Origin of the sequence: Vibrio sp. 10N.286.49.E11 (genome assembly GCF_041469505.1) — a bacterium.
In the GTDB taxonomy this organism is placed as follows: domain Bacteria; phylum Pseudomonadota; class Gammaproteobacteria; order Enterobacterales; family Vibrionaceae; genus Vibrio; species Vibrio crassostreae_C.
Genome location: NZ_JBFRKQ010000038.1, coordinates 1 through 14578, shown reverse-complemented (window position 1 = coordinate 14578; position 14578 = coordinate 1). Strand labels below are relative to the sequence as shown.

General features: G+C 44.8%; 18 protein-coding genes and 1 tRNA gene. 15 read left to right on the top strand and 4 right to left on the bottom strand.

Translation table 11 applies throughout. The annotated features are described in order from the left end of the window. Positions 1 to 2 precede the first annotated feature (2 nt). From gshB to AB4167_RS08455, 4 genes are all read left to right on the top strand, one after another. The gene (gene gshB, locus AB4167_RS08470) at positions 3 to 953 is read left to right on the top strand and encodes a glutathione synthase (RefSeq protein ID WP_004735482.1); all 951 of its coding nucleotides are present in this window, start codon (positions 3 to 5) and stop codon (positions 951 to 953) included. A 116-nt stretch (positions 954 to 1069) separates the two neighbouring features. Then, positions 1070 to 1633, top strand: coding sequence for a YqgE/AlgH family protein (locus AB4167_RS08465; RefSeq protein ID WP_017062239.1), 564 nt, complete (start codon positions 1070 to 1072; stop codon positions 1631 to 1633). Between the two features lie 60 nt (positions 1634 to 1693). Beyond that, a complete protein-coding gene (gene ruvX / locus AB4167_RS08460) occupies positions 1694 to 2116 on the top strand; it encodes a Holliday junction resolvase RuvX (protein WP_004735480.1) in 423 nt (140 codons plus the stop codon). A gap of 99 nt (positions 2117 to 2215) precedes the next feature. Further along, a complete protein-coding gene (locus AB4167_RS08455; RefSeq protein ID WP_170791814.1) occupies positions 2216 to 2353 on the top strand; it encodes a hypothetical protein in 138 nt (45 codons plus the stop codon). 74 nt (positions 2354 to 2427) lie between these two features. On the opposite strand, the gene AB4167_RS08450 is transcribed toward AB4167_RS08455, so the two are convergent. Both AB4167_RS08450 and AB4167_RS08445 read right to left on the bottom strand, forming a co-directional pair. After that, the gene (locus AB4167_RS08450) at positions 2428 to 3537 is read right to left on the bottom strand and encodes a PilT/PilU family type 4a pilus ATPase (RefSeq protein WP_017062241.1); all 1110 of its coding nucleotides are present in this window, start codon (positions 3535 to 3537) and stop codon (positions 2428 to 2430) included. Positions 3538 to 3551: 14 nt separating this feature from the next. Then, the gene (locus tag AB4167_RS08445) at positions 3552 to 4589 is read right to left on the bottom strand and encodes a type IV pilus twitching motility protein PilT (protein ID WP_372136400.1); all 1038 of its coding nucleotides are present in this window, start codon (positions 4587 to 4589) and stop codon (positions 3552 to 3554) included. A 26-nt stretch (positions 4590 to 4615) separates the two neighbouring features. Here AB4167_RS08445 and AB4167_RS08440 point away from each other — a divergent pair, with 26 nt between their 5' ends. From AB4167_RS08440 to hemW, 7 genes are all read left to right on the top strand, one after another. Next, positions 4616 to 5320 (top strand): YggS family pyridoxal phosphate-dependent enzyme, encoded by a 705-nt coding sequence (locus AB4167_RS08440; RefSeq protein ID WP_017062243.1) that lies wholly within the window; start codon positions 4616 to 4618, stop codon positions 5318 to 5320. Between the two features lie 78 nt (positions 5321 to 5398). Beyond that, positions 5399 to 6217, top strand: coding sequence for a pyrroline-5-carboxylate reductase (gene proC, locus AB4167_RS08435; RefSeq protein ID WP_017063196.1), 819 nt, complete (start codon positions 5399 to 5401; stop codon positions 6215 to 6217). Positions 6218 to 6293: 76 nt separating this feature from the next. Beyond that, positions 6294 to 6851: a YggT family protein gene (locus AB4167_RS08430; RefSeq protein ID WP_017067798.1), complete on the top strand. Its 558-nt coding sequence runs from the start codon at positions 6294 to 6296 to the stop codon at positions 6849 to 6851. 29 nt (positions 6852 to 6880) lie between these two features. Beyond that, positions 6881 to 7171: a DUF167 family protein YggU gene (gene yggU, locus AB4167_RS08425; RefSeq protein ID WP_017062245.1), complete on the top strand. Its 291-nt coding sequence runs from the start codon at positions 6881 to 6883 to the stop codon at positions 7169 to 7171. A gap of 28 nt (positions 7172 to 7199) precedes the next feature. Then, positions 7200 to 7631 (top strand): DUF4426 domain-containing protein, encoded by a 432-nt coding sequence (locus AB4167_RS08420; protein ID WP_017062246.1) that lies wholly within the window; start codon positions 7200 to 7202, stop codon positions 7629 to 7631. Between the two features lie 48 nt (positions 7632 to 7679). Beyond that, positions 7680 to 8279: an XTP/dITP diphosphatase gene (locus tag AB4167_RS08415; RefSeq protein WP_017062247.1), complete on the top strand. Its 600-nt coding sequence runs from the start codon at positions 7680 to 7682 to the stop codon at positions 8277 to 8279. After that, positions 8279 to 9466: a radical SAM family heme chaperone HemW gene (gene hemW, locus AB4167_RS08410; RefSeq protein ID WP_372136399.1), complete on the top strand. Its 1188-nt coding sequence runs from the start codon at positions 8279 to 8281 to the stop codon at positions 9464 to 9466. Before AB4167_RS08415 ends, hemW begins: the two co-directional genes overlap by 1 nt. 138 nt (positions 9467 to 9604) lie before the next feature. Here the strand turns inward: hemW and glsB are convergent, their stop codons facing one another. Together glsB and trmB are read right to left on the bottom strand one after the other, a co-directional pair. Then, the gene (glsB, locus tag AB4167_RS08405; protein WP_017062249.1) at positions 9605 to 10525 is read right to left on the bottom strand and encodes a glutaminase B; all 921 of its coding nucleotides are present in this window, start codon (positions 10523 to 10525) and stop codon (positions 9605 to 9607) included. Positions 10526 to 10874: 349 nt separating this feature from the next. After that, positions 10875 to 11594, bottom strand: coding sequence for a tRNA (guanosine(46)-N7)-methyltransferase TrmB (gene trmB, locus AB4167_RS08400; protein WP_017062250.1), 720 nt, complete (start codon positions 11592 to 11594; stop codon positions 10875 to 10877). A 165-nt stretch (positions 11595 to 11759) separates the two neighbouring features. Here trmB and mutY point away from each other — a divergent pair, with 165 nt between their 5' ends. The 4 genes from mutY (at position 11760) to AB4167_RS08380 (ending at position 14498) form a co-directional block, all read left to right on the top strand. Beyond that, positions 11760 to 12815: an A/G-specific adenine glycosylase gene (mutY, locus tag AB4167_RS08395; protein WP_137001320.1), complete on the top strand. Its 1056-nt coding sequence runs from the start codon at positions 11760 to 11762 to the stop codon at positions 12813 to 12815. A gap of 28 nt (positions 12816 to 12843) precedes the next feature. Continuing rightward, the gene (locus AB4167_RS08390) at positions 12844 to 13116 is read left to right on the top strand and encodes an oxidative damage protection protein (RefSeq protein WP_010435637.1); all 273 of its coding nucleotides are present in this window, start codon (positions 12844 to 12846) and stop codon (positions 13114 to 13116) included. 69 nt (positions 13117 to 13185) lie between these two features. Next, the gene (gene mltC, locus AB4167_RS08385) at positions 13186 to 14319 is read left to right on the top strand and encodes a membrane-bound lytic murein transglycosylase MltC (protein WP_017063191.1); all 1134 of its coding nucleotides are present in this window, start codon (positions 13186 to 13188) and stop codon (positions 14317 to 14319) included. A gap of 103 nt (positions 14320 to 14422) precedes the next feature. Beyond that, positions 14423 to 14498, top strand: a tRNA-Phe gene (locus tag AB4167_RS08380). The last annotated feature ends 80 nt before the right edge of the window (positions 14499 to 14578 follow it).

Here is a 14578-nt window from a genome sequence, read left to right as displayed (position 1 = left end):
AAATGATCAAACTTGGCATCGTAATGGATCCAATTTCATCCATTAACATCAAAAAAGACTCTAGCTTTGCCATGATGCTTGAAGCTCAGCGTCGTGGTTACGAAATCCATTACATGGAAATGGATGATCTACATTTAGATCAAGGCGTAGCCATTGCTGACACTAAGGTTGTTGAACTAAAAGAAGATCCAAACGGTTGGTACGAGTTCAAATCAGAACAGACTATCGCGCTATCCGATTTAGATGCGGTACTAATGCGTAAAGATCCTCCGTTTGATACTGAGTACATCTACGCAACTTACATTCTTGAGCGTGCTGAAGAGAACGGCGCACTGATCGTCAACAAACCACAAAGCCTACGTGACTGTAACGAGAAGTTGTTCACGGCATGGTTCCCTGAACTGACACCGACCACCATCGTGACTCGTAAAGCTGAAAAAATTAAAGCGTTCCGAGAAGAACACGGCGACGTGATTCTAAAACCACTTGATGGCATGGGCGGCGCGTCTATCTTCCGTGTGAAAGAAGGCGATCCAAACGTATCAGTTATTATTGAAACCTTGACCAACCACGGTCAGAACTACGCAATGGCACAAACTTTTGTTCCAGACATCAGCAATGGTGATAAGCGTATTCTTGTGGTTGACGGTGAGCCAATGCCTTACTGTCTAGCGCGTATTCCTGCAAAAGGGGAAACTCGAGGTAACCTTGCTGCTGGCGGTACAGGTGAAGCTCGTCCTCTAAGTGAAACAGACTGGGCTATCGCAAGAGCAGTTGCTCCAGCACTGAAAGAGAAAGGCTTAATCTTTGTTGGGCTTGATGTTATCGGCGACAAGCTGACTGAAATTAACGTGACTAGCCCTACTTGTATCCGTGAAATTGAAGCCGCTTTTGATATTTCAGTTACAGGTAAATTAATGGATGCAATTGAGCGTCGCGTTAACGCTAAATAGCCTAAACTAAAGAAAGCCTTAGCTATTCGAAAACACAGAAATATCTAGGCAAAGAACAATGAGCGGCTTTACGCCGCTCTTTTTCCTTTACTGGGAACACACTGGCAGGAGGCTCTATGAATTTAACGAACCACTTTCTGGTTGCTATGCCCGGAATGAAAGACCCATACTTTCAAAATTCGGTGATTTACCTTTGTGAGCACAATGACGAAGGCGCGATGGGTTTGATGATCAACGCCCCTATTGATGTCACTGTCGGTAGCATGCTTAAGCAAGTTGAGGTTGATTCTGATCAGCCAAAACCCAACCAAGCAAGTCTTGATAAGCCTGTATTGAATGGTGGACCGGTCGCAGAAGACCGTGGGTTTATTTTGCACAAACCTAAAGGCAACTATCAATCCAGTATCAGCATGACGGATCAAATCTCAGTGACAACCTCAAAAGATATCTTGATGGTGTTGGGCACAGAAGATGAGCCGATGAATTATTTAGTCGCACTTGGGTATGCAGGATGGGAACCGGGACAACTGGAAACCGAACTGACCGAGAACTCATGGTTAACTGTTGAAGCCGATCCAAAGGTCATCTTCGATACGCCAATTTCAGACCGCTGGAAAGTCGCAGTGCAGATGTTAGGCATCAATGCGGCTCAGCTTTCAGCAGATGCTGGCCACGCCTAGCCCGACTCAGATCAATAAAATAAACAGACACTCTCAAACACAGATTAATTTGGAAGCCCCATGTCACGAACAATTATGGCATTTGACTACGGTACGAAAAGTATCGGCAGTGCGATAGGACAAGAAATCACAGGTACAGCAAGCCCTTTAAAAGCCTTTAAAGCCAAAGATGGTATCCCCAACTGGGATGACATAGAAAAACAAATCAAAGAGTGGCAGCCGAATCTTATAGTGGTTGGTCTTCCTACCGACCTTCATGGTAAAGATCTAGCCGCGATTACACCAAGGGCGAAGAAGTTTGCCAATCGCCTAAAGGGGCGCTTTGGCGTCGATGTTGAGCTGCATGATGAAAGACTTTCTACGACAGAAGCAAGGGCCGACCTTTTTGAAATGGGCGGCTACAAAGCACTAAGTAAAGGTAATGTCGATAACCAGTCTGCAGTCGTCATTTTAGAGAGCTGGTTTGAAGCACAATATTCATAACGAAAATTAAGAGCTCAAAGATTAAACTCCTTTGTGATCCTATAATGATATTACGGCGTAATGTCGAAGCAATTCATTATTAGGTAAGTGGGAGTTCACATGAAAATTTTTCTAGCAATCTTCGTAGCTCTAGCAATATCAGCATGCAGTTCGACAAGCTCCAATAATGCAGGTTATATGAATCATACTTCGACTGACGCAGACGTAATCAGCGAGCCTAAGAACAAGAAGCGTTGATAATACAGACGCAGTCGAACGATGAATATGATGAACGCCTGATTTTAACCTAGAATCAAATCAGGCGTTTTTTATCACCCCATATCTATCTTCACACCAGCCAACGCCCCAGTTCCGTAGTCGTCATCACCACGTCTAGTTTTGAGCATTAAGCGCAAGTCATTAGCAGAATCGGCACTGTGGAACGCATCCTCTTCGCTGATCTTGCCTGCTATCACTAAATCATACAAAGCTTGGTCAAAGGTCTGCATACCTATCTCTTTCGATTTAGCCATGGTTGCTTTCAGTTCGTGTAGTTCACCACGACGAATCAAGTCAGAAACACGAGGGCTATTCAGCAGAATCTCGAATACACCATGACGCCCGCTGCCATTCTTGTCGCGAATGAGTTGCTGAGCGACGACACCACGCAGGTTCATCGATAGGTCAAACAAGAACTGTTCTTTCTGCTCTTTCGGCACCAAATGAAGAATACGCTCTAGCGCTTGGTTAGCGTTATTGGCGTGCAAGGTTGCCATACACAAGTGACCCGTTTCAGCAAAGGTCATCGCGTATTCCATGGTCTCACGGCTACGGATTTCGCCAATCAAGATCATGTCTGGTGCTTGGCGTAGCGAGTTCTTAAGCGCGACTTCGTAACTCTCGGTGTCGAGCCCGACCTCACGCTGCGTCACGATGCACTTTTTATGTTCGTGCACAAATTCAATAGGGTCTTCAACCGTCAAGATATGTCCCGAGCGATTGGTGTTGCGATAGCCTGTCATTGCAGCCATTGAGGTCGATTTACCAGAGCCTGTCGCACCAACCACCAGCACAAGTCCGCGCTTAGCTATTGATAGGTCCTGTAGTACATCAGGAAGCTTTAGTTGCTCAAAGGTTGGGATGTTAGTCTCGATACGTCGAATGACCGCTCCAGGTAGCTCTCGCTGAAAGAATGCACTGACACGAAAACGACCAAAGTCACGCACGATGGCAAAATTAGCCTCACGCGTTTGCTGATACTCATCACGTCGATCTTGTTCCATCATCGCATCAAGTAATTGAGCAACCTGTGCTGCATTCAGCTTCTCTCCTTGAGGGCGTAATTCACCATCCACACGAAACAGGATTGGCGCATCGACAGTGATATAGAGATCCGATGCCTTTTGAGAAAGCATTCCCTCAAGGATTTGATTCAATTCCATTATGTACACCTTAATTAAAACATTGAGGTTTCAATTTCGATCTTTTTCTCGACCTCTTCCGAATCAACCAAGCCCTGTGCCATCAGCTGCTTCGCATTTTGTTCCATGGTCTGCATGCCGTGCGCTGCGCCCGTTTGAATGATCGAGTACATCTGCGCAACCTTATCTTCACGAATCAAGTTTCTGATCGCAGGTGTTGCCATCATGATTTCATGACACACCACACGACCACCACCAACACGCTTTAGCAGCTTCTGGGCTATCACCGAGCGCAGTGATTCAGACAACATCGAACGAACCATATCTTTATCGCTACCTGGGAACACATCGATAATACGGTCGATCGTTTTAGCCGCAGAACTGGTGTGCAGAGTACCAAAGACCAAGTGACCCGTTTCTGCTGCGGTTAACGCTAAGCTAATCGTCTCTTGGTCACGAAGTTCACCAACCAGAATCACGTCTGGGTCTTCACGTAAGGCACTGCGCAGTGCCGCTTTAAAACTGTGAGTATCACGGTGAACTTCACGCTGGTTGACTAGGCATTTATTATTGGTGTGAACGAATTCAATCGGGTCTTCAATCGTCAGAATATGCTTATTGTGGTTGCGATTTACGTAATCAACCATCGCCGCAAGAGTCGTTGATTTACCAGAGCCAGTTGGACCAGTGACGAGCACTAACCCTTTTTCGTAGTTAGCAATCCTTTCGAAGATCTCAGGTGCACCTAACTGATCTAAAGTCGGGATTTCGACAGGGATAGTTCGAAAGACAGCTGAGCAGCCACGGGCTTGGTTAAACGCATTAACACGAAAGCGACCAACATTGGGTAATTCAAAAGAGAAGTCGACTTCCAGTTTTTCTTCAAACTCGCCGCGTTGTGAATCGCTCATGATCTCAAAAACCAAACGATGCACATCAGCATGACTCAAAGCTGGGATTCCAAGCTTCCTTACTTCACCATCTATACGTACCATTGGAGATACACCCGCAGAAAGATGTAGATCTGACGCGTTATGCTTTACACTAAAATCTAGTAACTCAGTGATATCCATTTATTTTCCCTTAAGTAAAGTCAGCTATGAGTAGTATTCAACAAAATATCGAACAAATCACCTCACAGATTCGTAGTGCTGAGCAAAAGTGCGGACGAGCTCCAGAGTCCGTGCAACTTTTAGCCGTCAGCAAAACTAAACCTATTGATGCGATTCTAGAAGCCGCACTCGGAGGCCAAGTTGCCTTTGGTGAAAACTATGTTCAAGAAGGTGTAGATAAAGTAAAACACTTTTCAGAACAACATTCTAACCTAAATTTAGAGTGGCATTTTATTGGTCCAATTCAATCCAATAAAACCCGCCCAATCGCGGAAAGCTTTCAATGGGTGCATTCCGTCGATCGCGATAAGATCGCACAAAGGCTTAATGATCAACGACCAAGCGAACTTCCACCTTTGCAAGTGTTGATTCAGGTAAACACCAGTGGTGAAGAGTCCAAATCTGGAACCTCAGAAGAGACAGTTTTTGCACTCGCGGAGTTGATTTCATCGCTCCCCAACCTCACCTTAAGAGGATTGATGTCGATTCCTGCAAACGTATCTGACTATCAATCTCAGCTTAATGCATTTTCTCAACTGGCAGAGCTTAAAGACAAGCTAGCCGCGAAGTATTCAGACATTGATACCCTTTCGATGGGGATGAGTGGTGATATGGATGCAGCAGTTGAGGCTGGTAGCACAATGGTTCGTATTGGAACAGCTATTTTCGGCGCTCGTGATTACGCGAAATAGCCGTAGTAGGTAACGACAAGTACAAGTATTGATACCGCTTCGCCTTATCCGCGCAGCGACACGCTCAGGATTTTATATATGGTACATAAGAACATCGCCTTTATTGGGGCGGGAAACATGGTTCGCTCAATTGTAGCTGGCTTAGTTGCTAGTGGTTACCCAGCGCAAAAGATTACTGCGACAGCACCTTCAGAAACCAGAAGGCTGCCGTTAGAACAAGAATACGGCATCAATACCACCAGCGATAATATTGCAGCAGCTGAAAAAGCAGACGTTGTTGTGTTATCCGTGAAGCCACAAATGATGGCTGATGTATGTAAACCCTTACAAGATATCGACTTCAGCAACAAACTGGTTATCTCAATTGCCGCGGGTATTAATGCGAATCGACTTAATGAGATGTTAAACTGCCAACTGAACCTTGTTCGTGTGATGCCAAACACGCCATCACTGCTTGGTAAAGGGATGAGTGGTCTTTATGCCGATGCAACTGTCAGCCAAGATGATAAAGACTTTGCTTCTCAGCTGATGCAAGCTGTTGGTGAAGTAAGTTGGGTTGAACAAGAGTCTGGAATCAACAACATCATTGCGGCGGCGGGTAGCGCTCCGGCTTACTTCTTCCTGTTTATGGAAGCGATGCAAGCTGAAGCAATCAAGCAAGGTTTTGACCAAGAAACCGCTCGTAAGCTAGTGCAGCAGTCTGCATTAGGCGCGGCAGAGATGGTGGTAGCAAACCAAGATACTGAATTATCAACACTGCGTGAACAAGTGACATCCAAAGGCGGCACGACCGCAGAAGCACTACGCACGTTTAACGAACATCAACTATCAGACATCGTAGCAAAAGCCATGCAAGCGGCGGTTGCTCGAGCTGAAGAGATGGAAAAACTGTTTTAGTACCAATCAAGGTAAACAAGCATTTTGCCGCTCTGGTTATATCTAAGCGACAAGTAAATCCGAAAAAGGAAACAATATGAACTCGATGAGCTTTCTGATCTCGACCGTTTTTGATCTTTACATCATGGTTGTGATCTTGCGTATCTGGCTACAAGCATCACGTGCAGATTTCTACAACCCATTCTCACAATTCATCGTAAAAGCGACACAACCGGTTGTTGCCCCACTACGCCGAGTTATTCCATCAATCGGCAGCCTTGATCTAGCGACCGTTGTTTTCGCTTATGTGCTGTGTGTACTTAAGTTCGTTGCTCTAAACCTGATTATCTCTGGCGGCGCTGCCGTTTTCGATATTAGCTTCCTTATCTTTGGTGCACTGTCTCTGCTCAAAGCGGCTGGTGGTTTGATCTTCTGGGTTCTACTTATCCGTGCAATCCTAAGCTGGGTAAGCCAAGGTCGTAGTCCAATCGAGTACGTATTCCATCAACTGACTGAACCAATGCTAGTGCCTATCCGCCGTATCCTACCGGATATGGGTGGCTTCGACTTAAGCGTTCTGGTTCTGTTCATTGTTCTACAGTTTGCGAACTTCCTAATGGGCGACATGATTGGTCCTATTTGGTATCAGCTATAATTCAAGTACGAACATCAGGTACTTTGACGATGCCAAAAGCGGTTTGGGCCGAGGAAAACGATATTCTTCTTAGGCTCTATATCCAACCCAAAGCAAGCCGAGACAAGATTGTTGGCTTGCATGGTGAGGAACTCAAAATTGCCATAACTGCTCCACCAGTAGATGGCAAAGCCAACGCCCACTTAGCGAAATACCTTGCGAAACAGTTTAAGGTCGCAAAAGGGCAAATTAAGATAGAAAAGGGAGATCTCGGTAGGCACAAGCAAGTTCGAATATGCTCGCCAAGCCAAATCCCAACTGAAGTCAAAGCCATCCTATGATGGCTTTTTGCTATTTATTGGAGTCATTATGCGTTTATGGATAACAGCACTACTCACCGCTCTTGTTGCCTTACCAAGCTCAGCAGGGCAATTTAAGAACATTAAGGATGTCGAGGTTCATTACTCGGCTTTTAATTCCACGTTCTTAACTTCGCAAGTCGCTAAGCAATACAAACTTAAGCGAAATGGATACTCAGCAATCCTCAACATCAGCGTGTTAGACAAGGCTTCTCTAGGCAAGCCTGCGACAACGGCTAAAATTACGGGAACAGCGAAGAACCTCGTTGGAAACACCCGTACTTTGAAGTTTCGAGAAATCAAAGAAGGCGATGCGATTTATTACCTTGCTGAGTTCCCCGTAACTCACGAAGAAAACATCACCTTCGACATCGATGTGAACGCAGGCCTAAAAGGCACTGGTCCACTGCGTTTCACACAGAAATTCTATATAGAAGAGTAAGCTCAAACCTTACTTTTCATTTATTAACTTATTTAGAGCTACATTCCCATGAGTAAGATTGTTTTAGCAACAGGCAACCAAGGTAAAGTTCGCGAGATGGCAGATATTCTGTCTGAGTTTGGTTTTGACGTTGTCGCGCAAAGTGAATTTAACGTTTCAGAAGTCGCTGAAACAGGAACGACTTTCATTGAAAATGCCATCATCAAAGCTCGCCACGCAGCGAAAGAAACAGGGCTGCCAGCCATTGCTGACGACTCAGGTTTAGAGGTTGATTACTTAAATGGTGCGCCAGGTATCTATTCAGCGCGTTACTCAGGTGAAGGGGCAACCGATAAGCAGAACATCAAAAAACTATTAGATGCGATGCAAGGTGTCGAAACTGAAAAGCGTACTGCGCGTTTCCACTGTGTGTTGGTGCTAATGCGTCACGAGAATGATCCAACACCTCTAGTGTGTCACGGTAAATGGGAAGGTCGTATTCTTACTGAAGAACACGGTGAGAATGGCTTTGGCTACGATCCTGTGTTCTTTGTACCAGAAGATAACTGCGCCTCAGCAGAGCTTGAATCTTCGCGTAAGAAGCAACTATCACACCGTGGTAAAGCGCTTGCGTCACTATTCAAGACTCTCAAGGAGCAAGCTCTGTAATGCACAATGCAGCGCTAATACCACCCGCACTTAGCCTCTATGTACACATCCCATGGTGTGTACAAAAGTGTCCGTATTGTGATTTTAACTCTCACGCTCTGAAAGCCGAGATCCCTGAAAAAGAGTACATCGATGCACTGCTTGAGGATCTCGATACTGATATCGAAAAATATCAGCTCAATGGTATGCCTCGCCCACTGCATTCGATCTTTATTGGTGGCGGTACCCCAAGCCTGTTTTCTCCTGAAGGAATTGGCCGATTGTTACAAGGCATTGAACAGCGCATCCCGTTCAAACCTGAAATAGAAATCACCATGGAAGCCAACCCGGGAACTATCGAAGCTGAGCGTTTTGCAGGTTACCAAAAGGCAGGCATTACTCGAATCTCGGTGGGTGTGCAAAGTTTTGAGCAAGAGAAACTGGAAAGACTTGGGCGTATTCATGGTCAAGATGAAGCGGTAAATGCTGCTCATTTAGCGCATAAGATTGGATTGAATAGTTTCAATTTAGACTTAATGCACGGCTTACCCGAACAGAGTATTGAACAAGCGTTGGCTGATTTGGATAAAGCGATAGAACTCGACCCTCCGCATTTATCTTGGTACCAGCTAACAATAGAACCTAACACCATGTTCTATTACAAAACGCCAACTCTACCTGATGACGATGATCTCTGGGACATCTTTGAATTGGGCCACAAAAAGCTCGCTGATGCAGGGTATGTGCAGTACGAAATATCAGGCTACAGCAAGCCGGGATATCAGTGCCAACATAACCTCAACTACTGGCGCTTTGGTGACTATCTAGGTATTGGCTGTGGCTCTCATGGCAAGCTGAGCTTTACAGATGGACGCATTGTTCGTACCACTAAGGTTAAGCACCCTAGAGGCTATCTAGCTGCGTACCAAAACATGGTAAAACCTTATCTATCAGATGAATTTGAAGTGCCGAATGAAGACCGCCCTTTTGAGTTTTTCATGAACCGCTTTAGGTTAATGGAAGCATGTCCAAAGCAGGATTTCATTGATACGACAGGGCTTGGTTTTGACTCGATTCAAAAAACGATTGAATGGGCAAAAGAGCTAGGCTACTTGAAGGAAACCGACACTCACTGGCAGATCACTGAAAAAGGAAAGCTGTTTCTCAATGATCTGTTAGAAGCCTTTATGGCAGAAGAAGACGAGTAGTTCGAGATTCGAGATTCGAGATTCGAGATTCGAGAAGCATTGCGTAAGGGTTGGCTTTAGGGTCAACCCTTTTTGTTTTATAGCCCTCTCTCGGAGCGAAGCGTTCTATAGGACAACGTCCGTGCTCGAATCTTTCTCTTAGAAAATAGAACGACCAATTCGCTCTGAAAGCAACTCTAGAGCCTTAGTACCTGCGAGCGAGTTGCCAGAAGGATCAAGCTCTGGAGACCACACCGCAATCGTCATTTCGCCAGGAACGATAGCAATAATACCGCCACCAACGCCCGATTTTCCTGGCATACCAACACGGTAGGCAAACTCACCAGCCCCATCGTACAAGCCACACGTCGCAAGCAAAGCATTCAACTGCTTGGTTTGAACTGGCGTGATGATCTCTTTCTTGGTTTGAACCGACACGCCTTTGTTTGCTAAATAGCTAAAGGTTTTTGCCAAATCCACACACGTCATTTTAAGCGCACAAGCGTGGAAGTAGTTATTCAGAACTGGGATAACATCATTCTCAAAATTACCAAATGAACGCATCAAATAAGCAATGGCAGCATTACGATCGCTGTGCATCATTTCTGAAGCCGCTACCACCTTGTCATACACAATATGAGTATCACCCGATAACTGACGCACAAACTCTAACAAGCGGTGCCTAGGCGCAGACAAGCGGCTTTGTAGTAGGTCTGCAACGACAATTGCCCCCGCATTGATGAACGGGTTGCGGGGAATACCATACTCCATCTCAAGCTGAATCATCGAGTTAAAGGCTTGACCAGAAGGCTCTTTGCCTACTCTTTGCCAAATCTCTTCAGGCTTATATAGCACCATAGCTAGCGTCAGGCTCAAGGCTTTAGAAATAGATTGCACAGAAAATGCTTCTTCAGCATCGCCTGCTTTAATCACCTCACCTTCATTGGTGTATACCGCGATCGCCAGTTTCTGGTTCGATACGCGAGCCAGTGCAGGGATATAATCAGCGACCTTTCCCTGTCCAATTAAAGGACGAACTTCGTCTAAGATCTCGGCCAAAATAGCTTGAGTTGGTTTCATGTGCGCTTACTTCTATATTGTTATTTTTGTAGGGGTGTAACATATACCAATCGTAGTAAATAACTGCTCACTCTAGCTTGTTAAAATGCTCGATAACTGCGTTAGAATTTTTGATTGTAGAGTAACTACTTATCGAAAAATGCTGCCTTGTTCTCAAGCCTTTTTCCTACGCTATTTCTGATCACTTACTTACTGTGATTGGTATTACTTTCTGTCGTTAAGCCTTTACTAAAATAAAAGCCTAAGGACAAAAAAGCCAACATTACAATAATGTTGGCTTTAATCAATCCCATAAAGTGTAGGGGTTAAACCCTAAGTCGGATTACCCTTCACTTAATTTGATTCGAAGTTACTTAGTACGCTTGAACTTAATGTCCCAAACACCATGACCTAAACGGTGGCCACGCGCTTCAAACTTAGTTAGCGGGCGCTCATCCGGACGAGGGATGTAATCACCATCTTCAGCGATGTTTTCGAAGCCTGGAGCTACGTTCATCACTTCAATCATATGTTCTGCGTAGTTTTCCCAGTCTGTTGCCATGTGGAAAACACCAGTATCAAGTTGAAGCTTGCCGCGAACCATCTCTGCAAACTCAGCCTTAACGATACGACGTTTATGGTGACGAGCTTTGTGCCATGGGTCAGGGAAGAACAGTTGCAGAGTATGCAGGCTGCTATCTGGGATCATGTGTTCAAATACTTCTACAGCATCGTGACACATTACACGCAGGTTAGTTACGCCAGCATCGCGAGCTGTACCTAAACACGCACCAACACCCGGGCTATGAACTTCAATACCTAAGAAGTTTTTCTCAGGTGCGTTCTTTGCCATTTCAACCAGTGATGCACCCATACCGAAGCCAATCTCTAGTACAACCGGGTTATCGTTGCCAAATACTTCTTTCCAGTTAAGAAGCTCTGGGTTGTAGTCGATACCCATTGTTGGCCAACATTCATTCATCGCGTTCTCTTGGCCTTTTGTTAAGCGGCCTTCGCGGCGAACAAAGCTACGGATCTTACGAACCAGTTTGCCGTCTTCAGTATATTCGTTAGTGGTCACTTCACTCATTGATTTTTGCCTGCACATTGATTAATCAAAGCGGGGATTATCCAAAGAATTGCCTCCGGTGCAAGTCTTTCCGTGGATAAATTCCCACACAATTTGTCTGTTTTACATCCAACGTTAAGTGTGGTGCAATTTCGCTTCTAATAATAGCAAAGCATAGAGCATGTCGTGACTCCTTTCGCAACCGCCATATTAAAGTGGTATGACGCCTACGGGCGTAAAGAATTACCTTGGCAACAAAACAAAACCGCCTACACCGTTTGGCTATCTGAAATCATGCTTCAGCAGACTCAGGTTGCTACGGTGATTCCATACTACCAACGCTTCTTAGAACGCTTTCCAACGGTTATCGACCTAGCGAACGCCGAACAAGATGAGGTACTCCACTTATGGACAGGGCTTGGTTACTACGCACGAGCTCGTAACCTACACAAAGCTGCCAAGATCGTCGCAGAGCAATATGGTGGGGAGTTTCCACTTTCCCTCGAAGAAATGAATGCGCTTCCAGGCATTGGCCGCTCAACAGCGGCAGCCGTTCTGTCCTCTGTTTACAAGCTCCCTCATGCGATCCTTGATGGTAACGTGAAGCGAACGCTTGCAAGAAGCTTTGCTGTCGAGGGCTGGCCTGGTCAAAAGAAGGTTGAAAACCAACTCTGGGAACACGCAGAGGCACACACCCCAAAGCAAGATGTCGATAAATACAATCAAGCTATGATGGATATGGGAGCAATGGTTTGTACTCGTAGCAAGCCTAAATGTACTCTGTGCCCAATTGAAAACATGTGTGAAGCTAAAAAACTCGATAGACAACTCGACTTCCCTGGCAAAAAGCCAAAGAAAGAGAAACCAGTAAAAGAGACATGGTTTGTAATCCTGTATCACGATAACCAAGTGTGGCTTGAGCAGCGCCCTCAATCTGGTATCTGGGGAGGCTTATTCTGTTTCCCTCAAAATGAGAACGCAGAAATCGAACACCAATTGGATCTTCGTTCAATCACAAACACAGATTCAATCAAGACCATGATTGCGTTTAGACACACTTTCAGCCACTACCACTTAGATATCACGCCAGTATTAGTGAAATTAGATAAACAACCAGATTTGATAATGGAAGGGGCTAAAGGTCTCTGGTATAACTTATCAAAACCGGAAGAAATTGGCCTAGCCGCTCCTGTAAAGCAGCTTATTGAGAGCCTACCCTTTGAACTGAACGACGACGTTTGAATCAACGAACGCGATAAGAGGAACCACTATGAGCCGCACTGTATTTTGTGCTCGCCTTCAAAAAGATGCTGAAGGCCTAGATTTTCAACTTTACCCAGGTGACTTAGGTAAGCGTATCTTTGACAACGTGTCTAAAGAAGCTTGGGGACAATGGCAAAGCAAGCAAACTATGCTTATCAATGAAAAGAAGCTAAACATGATGGATCCTGAGCATCGTAAACTTCTTGAAACTGAGATGGTTAACTTCCTTTTTGAAGGTAAAGATGTCGTAATTGATGGCTATACTCCACCAAGCGAATAAGACATTTATTTAAGCAATTTTTAATGACATCATGGTTAACGCTGCGATGTCATTTTTGTATGAGGAACTATGAAAAAGCTAAGTTACTTCCTAACAGCCATGTTATTAACTGGCTGCAGCCGTGAATTTGTCGAAAGCATTTATGATGTCAATTACGAGCCAACCAACCGGTTTGTGAAGAATTTAGCTGAGCTACCCGGACAATTTGAAAAAGATACCGGGGCGCTAGATTCATTAATAGATAGCTTTTCAGGCAACATTCAAAAACGTTGGGGTAGCAGTGAAATCAAGATAGCAGGTAAGAGTAACTATGTGAAATACATAGATAATTACTTAAGTCGTTCAGAAGTGAATTTTAGCCAAGGCCTGATAACGGTGGAAACGGTTTCCTCTACCGAACCGAAAAAACACCTCAAAAATGCGATCATGACGACCCTTTTGACGCCAGATGATCCGGCGCATGTCGATCTATTCTCTTCTAAAAGCATCAAGCTAGAAGGCAAACCTTTCCTCTATAATCAGGTCGTAGACCAAGAAAAAAAGCCCATTCAATGGACTTGGCGAGCGAACCAGTTTGCGGATTACCTGATCGCGAATAACCTAAAAACCAAAGAAGTCGACTTTAAAAAAGCCTACTACGTTGAAATCCCAATGGTGGCCGACCACGCTAGCCAGCGTAGTTATCAATATGCCGACATCGTTCGACGAGCGTCTCAGCGTTATGACATCCCTGAAGATTTAATCTACGCTATCATCAAGACAGAGAGTAGCTTCAACCCGTACGCCGTAAGCTGGGCTAATGCTTATGGTCTTATGCAGGTGGTACCTAAAACCGCTGGTCGAGATGTATTTGAACACGTCAAAAAGAAACCTGGTGAACCAAGCCCTGAGTACTTATTCAATCCAGAAAACAACATTGATGCTGGCACCGCATACTTTTACATCCTTAAAAATCGTTATTTGAAAGACGTAAAAAACCCATTAACGCTTGAATACAGTATGATTTCAGCCTATAACGGCGGTACTGGTGGCGTACTCAATACCTTCAGTAAGGACAGAAAGCGAGCAATGCAAGACTTAAACTCGCTGCAACCGAGCCAAGCCTACTGGGCGCTTACCAAGAAGCATCCAAATAAAGAGTCGCGCCGATACCTCGAAAAAGTAACGCAATTCAAAAAAGAATTTAACCAAGGTAAAACATAACCCTCACTTTTGAATAAAAAAACAACGAACGAACGGTTTTTTTAGTTATTTTCAAAAAATGAGTTGACGGTTATGCAGAAAATCCGTTTAATAGCGCTCCGTTGCCCGGATAGCTCAGTCGGTAGAGCAGAGGATTGAAAATCCTCGTGTCGGTGGTTCGATTCCGCCTCCGGGCACCACAATTTGATTTGTTGGTGTCAACACTCTTTAACAGGGAGTAACAACACGGACAAAAGCATAAAGAATTTAGTGTGCCGAC

What these genes read in the sequence shown, in the direction of transcription:
- gshB (WP_004735482.1), top strand. Translation starts at nt 3, where the DNA reads ATGATCAAACTTGGCATCGTAATGGATCCAATTTCATCCATTAACATC.
- AB4167_RS08465 (WP_017062239.1), top strand. Translation starts at nt 1,070, where the DNA reads ATGAATTTAACGAACCACTTTCTGGTTGCTATGCCCGGAATGAAAGAC.
- ruvX (WP_004735480.1), top strand. Translation starts at nt 1,694, where the DNA reads ATGTCACGAACAATTATGGCATTTGACTACGGTACGAAAAGTATCGGC.
- AB4167_RS08455 (WP_170791814.1), top strand. Translation starts at nt 2,216, where the DNA reads ATGAAAATTTTTCTAGCAATCTTCGTAGCTCTAGCAATATCAGCATGC.
- AB4167_RS08450 (WP_017062241.1), bottom strand. Translation starts at nt 3,537, where the DNA reads ATGGAATTGAATCAAATCCTTGAGGGAATGCTTTCTCAAAAGGCATCG.
- AB4167_RS08445 (WP_372136400.1), bottom strand. Translation starts at nt 4,589, where the DNA reads ATGGATATCACTGAGTTACTAGATTTTAGTGTAAAGCATAACGCGTCA.
- AB4167_RS08440 (WP_017062243.1), top strand. Translation starts at nt 4,616, where the DNA reads ATGAGTAGTATTCAACAAAATATCGAACAAATCACCTCACAGATTCGT.
- proC (WP_017063196.1), top strand. Translation starts at nt 5,399, where the DNA reads ATGGTACATAAGAACATCGCCTTTATTGGGGCGGGAAACATGGTTCGC.
- AB4167_RS08430 (WP_017067798.1), top strand. Translation starts at nt 6,294, where the DNA reads ATGAACTCGATGAGCTTTCTGATCTCGACCGTTTTTGATCTTTACATC.
- yggU (WP_017062245.1), top strand. Translation starts at nt 6,881, where the DNA reads ATGCCAAAAGCGGTTTGGGCCGAGGAAAACGATATTCTTCTTAGGCTC.
- AB4167_RS08420 (WP_017062246.1), top strand. Translation starts at nt 7,200, where the DNA reads ATGCGTTTATGGATAACAGCACTACTCACCGCTCTTGTTGCCTTACCA.
- AB4167_RS08415 (WP_017062247.1), top strand. Translation starts at nt 7,680, where the DNA reads ATGAGTAAGATTGTTTTAGCAACAGGCAACCAAGGTAAAGTTCGCGAG.
- hemW (WP_372136399.1), top strand. Translation starts at nt 8,279, where the DNA reads ATGCACAATGCAGCGCTAATACCACCCGCACTTAGCCTCTATGTACAC.
- glsB (WP_017062249.1), bottom strand. Translation starts at nt 10,525, where the DNA reads ATGAAACCAACTCAAGCTATTTTGGCCGAGATCTTAGACGAAGTTCGT.
- trmB (WP_017062250.1), bottom strand. Translation starts at nt 11,594, where the DNA reads ATGAGTGAAGTGACCACTAACGAATATACTGAAGACGGCAAACTGGTT.
- AB4167_RS08390 (WP_010435637.1), top strand. Translation starts at nt 12,844, where the DNA reads ATGAGCCGCACTGTATTTTGTGCTCGCCTTCAAAAAGATGCTGAAGGC.
- mltC (WP_017063191.1), top strand. Translation starts at nt 13,186, where the DNA reads ATGAAAAAGCTAAGTTACTTCCTAACAGCCATGTTATTAACTGGCTGC.